The sequence below is a fragment of the Cryobacterium sp. genome (assembly GCF_025463825.1).
In the GTDB taxonomy this organism is placed as follows: domain Bacteria; phylum Actinomycetota; class Actinomycetes; order Actinomycetales; family Microbacteriaceae; genus Cryobacterium.
The window spans coordinates 1-11848 of the sequence record NZ_JAODBG010000085.1 but is presented as its reverse complement, the minus strand read 5'-3'; the positions used below and the strand labels follow the sequence as shown (position 1 = coordinate 11848).

Genomic DNA, 11848 nt, shown 5'->3' with positions numbered 1-11848 from the left:
CACGTTTTTGATTGCCTGTCTAGCTCGAAGCGGGATGCGCCCGTCTTTTGCCTCAGGCGCAAGTTCACCGGTCCAACGCCGGTGAATGACACCAGACTATAGTGCGGCCCTGTGCAAAGGCCGGTGGACACTCTTCGGCTGTGGCGAAAGGGTAGGTTAGGCGACGGCTGCGGCCAGCACGCCCGTGGTGTGCCCCCCGAGTTTCTGGGTCGCGACCGGGAACGACACGGCGCCGGCGGGATAGTAAGAGAACGTGTATTCCTGGGCGGTGCCGGCCAGGTCGACAAGAAGCTGCTCCCGCACCAGAACGGGCGATCCGGCCGGGATGCCGAGCATCCGCGCCGTCGACGGATCGCAGGCGCCGGCGTCGATGACCGACCGGATCTCGGCCAGCGGAGAACCGTAGACGGCCTCGAACGCGTCCGCCAGGCTCGGGCATCTCGCCCAAACCGCCGGTTGGGCATAACGGCGCCGGAAGTAGGCGATCCGTACCCCGACCGCTTCAGTGCCGTCAAAGAAGCAGTGCTCGACCAGGCCGACGTAGTCGTCTGTTGTGTTGAGTTTTTCCGCCACGGTGGGGGTGGTCTGCACGGTTCGGTAGTCGGTGCGGATAACCGAGAACCGGTTGGAGGCCTTCCAGGGCAAGATGTCGTCGATCGGCAATTGAAGCACGGCCTTGTTCAGCCGGGTGCCGCTGCGTCGCTGCCGGGTAACCCGACCTTCTTCGCTGAGCTGTTGCAGCGCCTCGCGGATAGCCGTACGGGTGATACCCAGGGTGCGGATCAGGGTATCTTCGACGAGTTTCTGGTCGGCGACGACATCGCCGGAGCGGATCATCACCCGCAACAGATCGTACGCACGGCGGGTCTGATTGGTCGAGATTCCAGACGTCGCCGGCTGGTCTTCGAGCAAGGGATAATCGTCGAGCATTCCATATTCCTGTTCGCCAGGGGCGGCCGGGGGAGTTCCTGGCCTCCGCCAACGTAACAAGCCACCGTTTCGGGCATGTGACCAATCAACGACAATGTCGCAACGGCTACCGGGGAGTTCACCGGAGGGGAACTTCGTAGGTGTGCATCAGCGGCATGACCTGCTCGGCAAACCTGATGACGTCGGTGGTGTAATCGGCGAAGGTGAGGACCACACTGGCGACGCCGGCCTCGCACTCCAAAGCGTCCAGGCACGCGGCGATGCGGCGGTAGGACCCGACGATGTGCGGCGAGTACCAGCATGACCCTTGCAGAAATGCGGCCCGGTCCGGGTGGTCGAAGACGACCGTCGGCACTAGCCCTCAGAGGGCCACATCCCCATCTGCTCGTACTCGTAGCGGTTCCAGCCGGCGACGATGTTCACACCGAACCGGCCGTTCGAAGCGTCGTCGAGGGTGGCGCAGAGCCGGGCGATCATGGCTGGATTGGCCGAGGGAACCCCCACTGACGCCCAGAGCTTGATCGTGCTGGTGGCCTCTACGAGCGCTGCATCAAAGCCGTCGACTCCACAGCGTGGTTCCAGTAGCCGGTAGCGCCGCCGAAACCGCGGTACTTGACCATTGACAGCGCGAAGTCGTAGCCGTGCGACTCGGCCTCCACCATGATCTGCCGGTTGAGGGCGTAGGTCGGCATGTACTGGGGTGCGTTCGTCGAGTAGATGTAGCCGTTGTTGGCGGTCGGCAGGAACACTCCGAATTTCATGTGGTTCTCCAGGCTCTCTTGTTGTCAGAATTCGAGCAGATGGTCGCGCAGCGTGGTGCCCGAATAGCCGTCACGGATCAGGCCGCGGCGGCGGAGCGCTGGCGACAGGCCGTCGGCGACCTCGGCCATGTTGCGGCGAGTGGTCGGAAGATAGAGCAGGAAGCCGTCGCCGCCGACTTCGTCCATGAGTTCGCCCATCTTCGCCGCGACGGTGTCGGGGCTGCCGACCAGGCCGAGGTCGGTGATCTGGAAAGAGCTGGATACCACTTCGCGCAGGGTCTTGCCAGCGCTGTCCTGGAAGATCGCCGCTACCGAACTGTGCTCGCCGTTCTGGCGGCTGAAGTCGATGTCGGAAACCAGGGTGTCAGGGTCGATCGCGCCGAAGTCGATGCGTCCGCCGCTCGTGTATGACATGTTCCAGAGGTTGTACTCGATCGCGGCGTCGCTGGCACGGCCGGCGGCCGACGCCGCGGCGAGATCCCAGGCCTCCTGGTCGGTGGCCGCGATGACCGGGGTGACCAGGAACAGGAACTTGACCGCGTCGGGGTCGCGGCCGTACGAGGCGACCCGGCGGCGCATGTCGTCGCGGTAGTCCTTCATCTCCTCGACGGTCTTGCACATCGACATCATGGTGTCGTCGTAGCGGGCCGCCATGTCCCGACCGGCCTCCGATCCGCCGGCCGAGGCGACCGGCGGTCGGCCCTGTGGCCCCGGGATGGTGTTCAACGGCCCACGGGACGAGAAGTACTTGCCCACGAAGTCGATCGGTTCGACCTTGGTGTGGTCCGCGTAGATACCGTTCTCCCGGTCGGCGAGCACCGCGCCGGGCTGCCAGGAGCCCTGCAGCTGCTGCACGACGTCGACCCATTCCTGAGCCATCAGGTATCGCTCGTCGTGCTCGAAGTGTTGGGCGAACCCGTAGTTCTGCGCTACCCGGTCGGTGACACTGGTCACCACGTTCATGCCCACTCGCCCTTCGGTGAGGTGGTCGAGGGTGGTGAACAGCCGGGCGGCCAGGTAGGGCGGGTACTGGATGACCGAGGCGGTAGGGATGATGCCGATGTGCTTGGTGCGCTGGGTCATCAGCGGCACTAACGGCATCGGGTCGTTCTTCGGGGCCATGAATCCGCGCCGCAGCGACGTCTCGGCTGTGCCCTTGTAACTGTCCTCGACCATGGCGGTGTCCTCGATCAGGATGTAGTCGAAGCCCGCCCGCTCCATCGAGGTGGCCAGGTCGACGTAGATGTCCGGCTTCATCCAGTCGGTGACGTTCGAGCCCACCCACGGGCCGTCACCGCCCTTTTCATTCCACGGCTGAATGCCGAAACCGTTGCCGAGGAACCAACCGAGATGGAACATGGATGCTCTTTTCGTGGGGAAGTAGGTAGTGGTGGTGGATGACGAGTGATCAGCGGGCGGCGAGGCGCTCGCCGAAGGTGCCGGGGCCGTAGCCGGTCTGGGCCAGGCCGCGGCGCTGCAGTTCGGGCACGAGGCCGTCGAGCACCTCGTCGAGGTAGTGCCGGCTGATGAGGCCGCCGCCGCCATGGAAGAGCAGGAAGCCATCGCCACCGACGAAGTCCATGGCCTCCTCCATCTGGTCTGCGACGGTCTGCGGTGTGCCGACGAGGCGGAGCGACGTGGATTCGCCCTTGCCGGCCATGGCCTGCCGCAGCGACGATCCGCGGGTGGCGGCCTTCATGGCGTCGAGAATGCTCTGCGCCCCGTTGGTGGTGGCGTCCTCCGGGATGGGCTGGTCAAGGTCGTACTGGGCGAAGTCGATCTCGGAGACGTTCGAGAGCTGCACCAGCCGGCGCAGAAAGTTGTCGCCGTCCGGTGAGTACATGCGAGCTTCCTTCGCCTCCGCATCGGCGACGGTCTCGGCGAGGATCGGCGTGATCATGTAGAGGACCCGGCACGCGTCGGGTGCGTTCCCGGCGCTTTCGAGACGCTGGCGGATGCCGTCGCGGTAGGCCTTCATCGCCGGCAACCCGGTGGGAACGGAGACGATCAGGTCGGCCCATTTCGCGGCGAAGTCCATCCCGGAGGATGATCCGCCGGCCTGGCAGAGCACGGGGCGGCGCTGCACCGGGGGAAGCGTCCCTGGAACCTCCGCCTGGTAGTAGCTGCCGTTGAAGGAGACGGAGTCCTTGGTCCAGAACTCGTCAGCCAGGCGCACGTACTCGTCGGCCCGCGAATACCGTTCGTCGTGCTCCCAAAGTGTATCAAGGCCCACGTTCTGTGCGGCCAGGTTCTCGAAGGAGGTCACTATATTCCAGCCGGCCCGGCCGTCGCTGAGTTGGTCGAGGGTGGACTGTAACTGGGCGAGACGGTGCGGCGGGTACAGGCTGGTGCTCATGGTGGTGACGATGCCGAGGCGTTCAGTGGTCTGGGAGATGGCCGCGGCCAGGGGCAGCGGGTCGTGCTTGGGCGACTTGGTGGTGGCGGCGAACTCCGCGGTCATGCTGCTGCCGAAGTTCTCCGGCACGACGCTGGAGTCCTCGAGCATCACCAGGTCGATCGAGGCGCGCTCAAGGGCGCGGGCCATGTCGAGGTAGAACTCGCCGTCGGTCCAGCTGGTCGGGTCGCTGCCGGCCCACGGCCGGTTCCAGGCCGTCGGCATGTAGTTCACGAACCAGCCCAGGATCATCCGACGGCGGGCGTCGTCGGTAGGGGAGGATCTGGGGAGGAAGCCGGGCTGCGGGGTCATTCGAGGTCCTTCGTCGTGGCTGAGGTGGCGTTGGGAGTCGGGTTCGGGTTGGGGGCGGTCCAATCGAACGCGTCGGCGGGTAACCTCAGCCGCTCGCGCAACAGACCTCTCCGGCCGGTCGGCGGCAGCAGGCCGGGCAAGACGGTGTGCACGACGTGGCCGTACAGTGCGGGATCGGAGACGCCGGAGATCAGGTAGCCGTCGGCTGTCGTGGCCGGCGGCGCCCCGGCCGCGGTGCCGTGAAGTTCGAGCAGCACCGTCGCTGTCTGGTTGCGGGCCGCGCTGACATCGGCTTGCTGGCTGACGATGAGCACGTCGGCGTGGCTGCTCGCGGTGTCGTTCACCACCGCGCCAATCGGCCACCGGGCCAGTATCACCGGGCGGCCCTGCGGTGACCTGGGCATGTTCAACGGGCCGCGCACCGAGAAGAACTCGCCTCGATAGTGCGGAACCTGCACCTTCGCCGGGTCGACGTATTGGCCTCCGCCGACATCGGCGACGAGGGCACCGGGCTGCCAGGAATTCCAGAGGGCCGCGGCGGCAGCGAGATAGTCGGCGAACGCGCGGTCGAGTTCGGCCAGGTCGGACACCCCGGAGGCGGTCCAGCGGTCGGTGTCGTCGGTTGCCGAAAATTTTGTCGGCGCCGGGTCGACCAACCAGCCGGCGCGCCCGCGGGTGAGCGCATCGAGGGTGCCGAGAACCCTGGCGGTGTGGAATGGCGGCTGCAGCCACGGGGAGAGGGAGGCGATCAGCCCCACTCGCGGGGCGCGGCGGCTGGCCGCGCCGGCGATCAGGATCGGGTCGGCCGTGGCCAGGGAACCGCCGGGCAGCACTACGGCATCGACGCCGACCGCATCCAGTTCGGCGATTGAGGCGAGCTGGCGGCGCAGGTCGCCGCCCTCGACCGACCAGAGCACGAGCGGTTGCGTGCCGGTTTCTGCGGCGAGGGGCGGTGCGGGATCAGCTGTCGGCATGAAGACCTCCGGGAAGTGGCTGGAAAGACGCGGAACGGCGGGGGCCGCCATCGCGCGAGATTCGCGGGACCCGCTCGAGGAACCGAGCGTACGGCTCGGCGACGAGAGCGGGCTGTTGATCGAGCAGGTAGGCGCCTGCGGCGAGTTCGTGGAACTCGATGCCGTCCCGGGCGGCCAGGGTCGCGGCAGCGAACGGGTGCAGAACGTCTGCCACGCCGCTGAACAATACGGCCGGGCAGGTCGTCGACGCCAGGGCGGCGCCGAGGTCGGTGCGGAAGACCGTGAGGTAGGCCTCATGCCAGCGCTCACCAGCGGCCAGCTTGTCGACCGTCTCCCGCTGGCGCAGGGCGAGGTCGGGCGGGTAGGCCAGCGGGTCGCCGTCGATCGTGGCCACCTGCTGCCAGACCGTGCCGAGCTGACTGCCGGCCTCGTCGACGACCAGGCCGGTCACGGAAGCCTCCCACTCGGCGCGCTCCCCGACGGAGAGCACCAGCGGACCGATCATGGCCAGGCTCGCCACCCGCTCGGGTGCCGCCGCGGCAAGGAGCATCGCGATGGCCGCGCCGGTGTGGTGCCCGAGCAGGTGGAACGAGGTGGCGCCGAGGGCATCCGCCGCCTGCCCCACCACCCGGGCCCAGTCGGCCAGGTTGTACGGAGCGGCCGGCCGGTAGGACATGCCGAAGCCGGGGGTGTCGAGTGCCACGAACCGGTGCGTGGAGCCCAACGGGCCCGCTGTCAGCTCAGTGGCGAACCTCTCGAACATGACGGAAGACGCGGCGGTCTGGTGCAGGAGCAGTACCAGGGTCTCGCCCTCGCCGCATTCGCGCAGGTGAACCTGCCCGTCGGCGAGGTCGAGGTAGCCGCGGCGCATCAGTTGAATGAGTTGAGGTTGCCGAGCAGGGTGTCGTGGGCGTAGCCGGTGCGCAGCAGGCCGCGGCGCTGCAGGGCGGGAGCTACGCCATCCGTCATCTCGGCCACGTACTGCCGGCTGATCGGCTGACCGTAGATGAGGAACCCGTCGCCGCCGACCTCCTGCATGAACTCGTCCATCTGAGCGGCGATGCCGTCGGGCGTGCCGACCATCTCGGTGGTCTGCACGCGCATGCCGCTGAAGCCTTCGCGGATGGTCTTGCCGGCCAGCTGCTTGCGCCAGATCTCCAGGGTGCTCTGGTGGCCATTCGTGGACACCTCGTCGGGGATCGGCAGGTCGGGGTCGTACGGGGAGAAGTCGATTTCCATGGTGGCGGCGAAGTGGGTCATCTGCACTTCGAAGTTGTGCTGCTTGCGGGCGTACCAGGCGGCGTTCTTCTCTTCGGCGTCGCGGGCGGTCTCTCCGACAATCGGGTAGACGACCGAAAACACCTTGATCTCGTCGGGGTTCCGGCCGATCAGGGCCGCGCGGCGACGGATGTCGTCCCGGTATTCCTTGGCGCCCGCAGCACCGTTCGGGATGGCGAGGATCACGTCGGCGTGCCGGGCGGCGAAGTCCCGGCCGCGCGGTGAGCCGCCGGCCTGGCAGATCACCGGGCGACCGTTCGGGCCGGCCGGGATGTTCAGCGGGCCACGGGTCTTGTAGTACTCACCCTCGTAGTGCACGGGTTGCACCTTCTCGTAGTCGGCGTAGTAGCCGGACTCCGCGTCGGCGAGGATCGCGCCCTCGCCCCACGAGCCCCAAAGACCCTTCACGGCCTCCATGAATTCTTCGGCCATGTCGTAGCGCAGGTCGTGCTCCGGCAGCTTTTCGAGACCGAAGTTCTGCGCGGCCCGGTCCTCGCTGGAGGTGACGACATTCCAGCCGACCCGGCCGCCGCTGAGATTGTTGATCGTGGCGAACTGGCGGGCCAGCTGGTACGGGTGGTAGAACGTGCTCGACGCTGTGGCGATAATGCCGATGTGCTTGGTGGCGCGGGCGAGCATGGCGGCGGCGACCACCGGGTCCATCTTGGGTGCGTACCTGGCGTGCTTGAGTTCGATCTCTGCACTGCCTTGGTAGATGTCGGGAACCATCAGCGAGTCTTCCAGCATGATGAAGTCGAAACCGGCGCGTTCGAGGTTGCGCACCATGTCGACGTGGAAGTCGCCGTTGAACCAGGTGAGCGGGTCGTTCCCGCGGTACGGGGTCTTCCATTCTGGAGCGGTGAGGTTGCCGAACCAGCCGAGGCGGAAGGGGTCTGCAGTCATGGGGGTTCTCCTAGCTTGTGGTGCGGGGATGGGGAAAAGGGTGGCGCCGGCCGGTCAGGCGGCTATGGAGATTTCGCTCGGGCCGGCTTCGCAAGCCTCCAGCAGCGCGTGCTCGGTGAGGCCGTCGCGGTGGAGCTCGGCGATCACCTGACCGTGGTGCAGCACAATCACCCGGTGACAGATCGCCGCCAGGAGTTCGTGTTCACCCGAGAACACGACCACGGCGCTGCCGGCGGCGGCTGCGTCCATGGCGTCGTTGAGCAGGGCCTTGGCGGCGCCGGGGTCGACACCTTGAGTGGGTTCGTCCAGTAGCAGCACGCCGGGGTGCAGTTGCAGCCATTTGGCAAACACCACTTTCTGCTGGTTACCGCCGCTGAACCCGGCCATGGCGTAGTCGGGCCGGTTGGGGGACACGTCCACCTGGGCCATCAACTCGAAGGCTCGTTGCCGCACCGCCTGTGAGCGGATGCCGAACCAGCTTGAGAACCTGCGGATCACCGGGAGGGTGACGTTCTCCTCAGCGGTGCCGGCGATCCAGACGCCATCGCGCAGCCGGTTGCCCGGCACCAACGCGACTCCGGCGCGGATGGCCGCGCCGGGTGACGCGAATCCGGCCGGGCTGCCGTCGATTTCGACGTGACCTTCGGTGGGTTTGTGCTCACCGAAGAGCAGGAACGGCAGTTCCTCCTGGCCCATGCCGGCCAGGCCGGTGACGCCGACGACCTCGCCGGCGTGGGCGCGGAAGCTGACCTGCGACACCCTTTCGCCACTGAGCCTGTCGACGACGAGGCGGGCGGCGCCGCCGTCGAAGGCCGGCGGGGTGGGGAAGAAGTCGTCCATCCGGCGGCCGAGCATGTGGGCGACGAGCTCGGCCCGGCTGGTCTCGCTCACCTTCACTTCAACGATGTCCCGGCCGGCCCGCATGACCGTGGCGCGGTCGCAGACCTCCATCACCTCGGAGAGGCGGTGGCTGACGAAGACCACTCCGGCGCCCAGGTCGGCGACCCGGCGCATCAGGTCGAGCAGGCGGGCGGCCTCGGGCTTGGACAGCGCGGCGGTGGGCTCGTCGAGGATGAAGAGCTGTTCGGTGCTGTCGCCGTCCATCAGGCGCATGGCCCTGGCCACGGCCAGGAGCGCCCGCTCGGCGGGGCTGAGGCTGGAGACCTCGGCGTCGAGGTCGAATTCGACACCGAGTCGGTGCATCAGGTCCGTGTAGATGGCGCGTTCCTTCTTCACGTTGACCGGGCTGAGCAGCCGGGCGCCATAGTGGGCGTTGATGCCGAGGTTTTCCAGCACCGTCATCGAGTCGACGAGGCCGATGTCCTGATGGATGACGGCGATGCCGCGGGTGTGCGGGTCGCTGGTGGGCATGTGCAGGGCTTCGCCGAAGACCTCCACCTCGCCGGCGTCGGGGATCACGACGCCGGTCAGGCTCTTGATGAGGGTGCTCTTACCGCAGCCGTTCTGACCGAGCAGGGCGTGTACCTCGCCGGCACGCACCGTGAGGGAGACGTCCGCGAGCGCGATGGCGCCGCCGTAATGCTTGCTGAGGTTGCGCACGGAGAGCGCGATGCGGGCATCCGTGCCGGAGGAGGTCATCGGGTGTGTCCGCCGCCGCGGCGGCTGCCGGCGAGCTTGGCCGCGGTGACGGCCACCATCAGCGCCACGCCGTAGAAGACGTTGGAGACCCAGGTCTGCGCACCGAGCAGCTGCAGGGCGGTGATGCCCACGGTGAGCAGGTAGAGGGCAGCGACAGTGCCGAAGGCGTTGAACCGGCCTACAGAGATGGCGGTGGCGCCGAGGAATGCGGCGGCGAACGGCTGCAGCATGTACTGCGAACCGACGCTGGGGTCGACGGCGCCGAAGTAACCGATGAAGCAGACGCCGATGAACGAAGCGAGCAGGCCGGAGACGACATAGGCGCCGGTGCGGATGCGATTCACCGGAACGCCGGAGAGCCTGGCGGCGTTGCGGTTGCCGCCGATGAAGAGGGAGTATCGGCCCAGCGGAGTGCGCTGGTAGACGTACCAGAGCACGATCACGAGTGCCCAGGCGTACCAGCTGATCAGGGGGATGCCGAGCAGCTGAGACCGGGAGAAGTTGACGAACTCATCGGGGATACCCGAGATGATTCGGCTGTTGGTGAGCAGGTAGGCGAACCCGGAGAGGGCGGTGAACGAGCCCAGCGTCGCGACGAAGGAGTCAACGCCGATGCGCACAACCAGGAGGGCGTTGACCAGTCCGACCACGACGCCCAGGCCCAGGCCGATCAGGACGGCGAGCCCTGACGGCACTCCCATCTTGGTGAGCTGGGCGACGAGGGCCCCGGTGGCGACCATGGTCTGCGCCACCGACAGGTCGAAGTCGCCCAGGCGCAGCACCACCGTGGCGGTGAGGCCGAGCAGCAGCACCAGGGACTGGGCGTTCACCATGGTGGTGAACAGCGACGCGGTGCGGAACTGCGGGAACACGGCCATGCAGATGAGCACGAGCACGAGCAGCCCGCCGACCAGCGCCCAACGTTCGGTGAAGGCGCCCCAATTGAAGCTCTGGCGGGCCGGTGTCGTGAAGTCGTGTTTTCCGAGGGCCGGATCCGCAGTGCGGGTGGGGGTTGACGTTGTCATGGGGTCACCTGTCATTTCTAAGGCGGTGCGTGTGGGCGTGCGGGGTTGTTCGCCACGCAGAGGGGCGATCGACCGGACGGGCCGAGTGTGTCGGCCCGCCCGGGGTGGGCAGGGCGGTTACTTCGCCCAGGCGTCGGTGAAGGCGCTCTGGTAGCCGTCGTACTCGGGGAAGAGGTCCCCGGCGGTGCCGTCGCCGATGGTGGTGGAGTCGATGATGCGGGTGGGGATGACGTATTCGGGCACGTCGGTGCCGGTGGCGGCCCGGGCGACGCTGTCGAAGGCGATCCAGCCGATCCAGCTGGTGGTGGGCATGGCGATGGTCATCGCCTGGCCGCTGTTGTCGGCGATCATGGCCAGGTTGGCTTCGAGGCCGTCACGGGAGAGCACCTTGGCGCTCGAGTTCGCGGCGCTCATCACCGGGGAGACGAACGGCACGGCGCTGTCCCACACCGGGTAGACATAGTTCACGTCGAGGTTCTGCTGCAGGGCCGTCTGCAGCTGGCTGCCGATGTCGGTGCTGACATTGGCGATGTCGACGTTGAGGGCCTTGAAGGTGCAGTCTTCCGGGCAGTATTCGGCGAAGACCGATTCGGCGCCGTCGACCATTTTCTGCCAGACGCCGACGGAGCTGGAGTACAGCGAGACCATATCTGCCTGGCATCTGGAGTCAATCAGTGCCCACTTGGCGGCCGTCTCTCCGTCGGCGGTGAAGTCGGAGGTGAGGTTGATGTACATGCCCTCGGGGACCTCGTCGGTGGGGTCGCCATTGAGGGTGTTCTGCACCGGGATGCCCGCGGCGGCTGCAGCGGCCAGTGAGCCGGTCACGACGGTGGGGTCGATGCCGACGAGGATGATGCCGGCGGCGTCCTGTGCCACGGCCTGGGAGATGCCCTCGTTGAAGCGGTTGGCCAGACCCTGGCCGTCGTAGGTCACCAGCTCGACACCGGCAGCATCTGCGGCCGCCTGCACGCCGGTGGCCATGTCGGTGGAGAACTGGTTCATTGACACGGTGATCATCCAGACCGTGCCGCCGGACAACGCGGCCAGGTCCAGCGGCTCGGTCGGCGCGACCAGCGCGGTGTCGGCGGTGGCGGTGTCGACATCGGCCTGCAATGCTGAGACACATTCCTGCTGGGTGGCGGTGAGGTCCGCGGTGCTGGTGACGTCGGCGGTCTGGGCGGCGTCGGTTGCCGAGGTGCAACCGGCCAATGTCAGCGAGGCGCCCAGCGCGAGGGCGAGGCCTGCCAGGGTGGGGGTGATCTTCATGCGGAGCTCCAAGGATCGAGGGAGGACGGTGCGGGAGAGGTGACTCCATTCGACGCACCGGCGGTTTCGGCCCGATATCAGAAGGGTTAACGCTTTATTGCGCAGCGATCGATTTGTTTCGTCGCGCGCATATGAACTGAAATGCCTGATCAGAAGGAGTTCGACGAGCGCTGATTGGCCACCGGTGCGCAACCGGAGGTCTATTACGCGGTTGTGGGGCTGGGCGGCTGCAACGGGCGGCTTCGGCGTCGGGGGGACCGCCGAGTAAGCTGACCCCCGTGATCTCGTGGTTAGGTGAACGACCCAAACGGGCAGAGACGCCCCGGCTGTCGGCCAGGGCCGACCGTCGAGCGACGACGAAGGTCGACATCACCGAACTGGCGCCCGACCTGCTCACCTACCTCG

General features: G+C 67.1%; 12 protein-coding genes. All 12 read right to left on the bottom strand.

The genetic code is table 11. The annotated features are described in order from the left end of the window. Positions 1 to 156: 156 nt before the first annotated feature. Positions 157 to 930 carry a GntR family transcriptional regulator gene (locus JWP54_RS10530; protein ID WP_297371499.1) on the bottom strand — a complete coding sequence of 258 codons (774 nt, stop codon included), beginning with the start codon at positions 928 to 930 and terminating at the stop codon, positions 157 to 159. A gap of 118 nt (positions 931 to 1048) precedes the next feature. Beyond that, complete coding sequence (locus tag JWP54_RS10525) at positions 1049 to 1285, bottom strand: hypothetical protein (RefSeq protein ID WP_297371497.1); 237 nt, start codon at positions 1283 to 1285, stop codon at positions 1049 to 1051. Then, positions 1285 to 1434 (bottom strand): LLM class flavin-dependent oxidoreductase, encoded by a 150-nt coding sequence (locus JWP54_RS10520; protein ID WP_297371494.1) that lies wholly within the window; start codon positions 1432 to 1434, stop codon positions 1285 to 1287. Before JWP54_RS10520 ends, JWP54_RS10525 begins: the two co-directional genes overlap by 1 nt. Positions 1435 to 1466: 32 nt before the next feature. Further along, positions 1467 to 1691 (bottom strand): hypothetical protein, encoded by a 225-nt coding sequence (locus tag JWP54_RS10515; protein WP_297371491.1) that lies wholly within the window; start codon positions 1689 to 1691, stop codon positions 1467 to 1469. Between the two features lie 24 nt (positions 1692 to 1715). Beyond that, entirely contained in the window at positions 1716 to 3050 is a 1335-nt protein-coding gene (locus tag JWP54_RS10510) for an NtaA/DmoA family FMN-dependent monooxygenase (RefSeq protein WP_297371487.1), read from the bottom strand. Positions 3051 to 3099: 49 nt separating this feature from the next. Beyond that, positions 3100 to 4398, bottom strand: a complete 1299-nt coding sequence (locus JWP54_RS10505) for an LLM class flavin-dependent oxidoreductase (protein ID WP_297371484.1) — start codon at positions 4396 to 4398, stop codon at positions 3100 to 3102. Continuing rightward, positions 4395 to 5372, bottom strand: coding sequence for an LLM class flavin-dependent oxidoreductase (locus JWP54_RS10500; protein WP_297371482.1), 978 nt, complete (start codon positions 5370 to 5372; stop codon positions 4395 to 4397). Before JWP54_RS10500 ends, JWP54_RS10505 begins: the two co-directional genes overlap by 4 nt. Then, on the bottom strand, positions 5359 to 6243 hold the full coding sequence (locus JWP54_RS10495) for an alpha/beta hydrolase (RefSeq protein ID WP_297371480.1): 885 nt from the start codon (positions 6241 to 6243) through the stop codon (positions 5359 to 5361). Before JWP54_RS10495 ends, JWP54_RS10500 begins: the two co-directional genes overlap by 14 nt. Continuing rightward, positions 6243 to 7553, bottom strand: coding sequence for an NtaA/DmoA family FMN-dependent monooxygenase (locus JWP54_RS10490; protein ID WP_297371478.1), 1311 nt, complete (start codon positions 7551 to 7553; stop codon positions 6243 to 6245). Before JWP54_RS10490 ends, JWP54_RS10495 begins: the two co-directional genes overlap by 1 nt. Positions 7554 to 7607: 54 nt before the next feature. Further along, positions 7608 to 9152: a sugar ABC transporter ATP-binding protein gene (locus tag JWP54_RS10485; RefSeq protein ID WP_297371475.1), complete on the bottom strand. Its 1545-nt coding sequence runs from the start codon at positions 9150 to 9152 to the stop codon at positions 7608 to 7610. Then, positions 9149 to 10177 (bottom strand): ABC transporter permease, encoded by a 1029-nt coding sequence (locus JWP54_RS10480; protein WP_297371473.1) that lies wholly within the window; start codon positions 10175 to 10177, stop codon positions 9149 to 9151. Before JWP54_RS10480 ends, JWP54_RS10485 begins: the two co-directional genes overlap by 4 nt. Positions 10178 to 10294: 117 nt before the next feature. Beyond that, positions 10295 to 11443, bottom strand: a complete 1149-nt coding sequence (locus tag JWP54_RS10475; protein ID WP_297371470.1) for a substrate-binding domain-containing protein — start codon at positions 11441 to 11443, stop codon at positions 10295 to 10297. Positions 11444 to 11848: the final 405 nt, after the last annotated feature.

Excerpts from the sequence above, each read along its gene's own strand:
- JWP54_RS10475 (WP_297371470.1), bottom strand. The coding sequence starts at position 11,443 with ATGAAGATCACCCCCACCCTGGCAGGCCTCGCCCTCGCGCTGGGCGCC.
- JWP54_RS10495 (WP_297371480.1), bottom strand. The coding sequence starts at position 6,243 with ATGCGCCGCGGCTACCTCGACCTCGCCGACGGGCAGGTTCACCTGCGC.
- JWP54_RS10505 (WP_297371484.1), bottom strand. The coding sequence starts at position 4,398 with ATGACCCCGCAGCCCGGCTTCCTCCCCAGATCCTCCCCTACCGACGAC.
- JWP54_RS10500 (WP_297371482.1), bottom strand. The coding sequence starts at position 5,372 with ATGCCGACAGCTGATCCCGCACCGCCCCTCGCCGCAGAAACCGGCACG.
- JWP54_RS10515 (WP_297371491.1), bottom strand. The coding sequence starts at position 1,691 with ATGAAATTCGGAGTGTTCCTGCCGACCGCCAACAACGGCTACATCTAC.
- JWP54_RS10480 (WP_297371473.1), bottom strand. The coding sequence starts at position 10,177 with ATGACAACGTCAACCCCCACCCGCACTGCGGATCCGGCCCTCGGAAAA.
- JWP54_RS10490 (WP_297371478.1), bottom strand. The coding sequence starts at position 7,553 with ATGACTGCAGACCCCTTCCGCCTCGGCTGGTTCGGCAACCTCACCGCT.
- JWP54_RS10485 (WP_297371475.1), bottom strand. The coding sequence starts at position 9,152 with ATGACCTCCTCCGGCACGGATGCCCGCATCGCGCTCTCCGTGCGCAAC.
- JWP54_RS10510 (WP_297371487.1), bottom strand. The coding sequence starts at position 3,050 with ATGTTCCATCTCGGTTGGTTCCTCGGCAACGGTTTCGGCATTCAGCCG.
- JWP54_RS10530 (WP_297371499.1), bottom strand. The coding sequence starts at position 930 with ATGCTCGACGATTATCCCTTGCTCGAAGACCAGCCGGCGACGTCTGGA.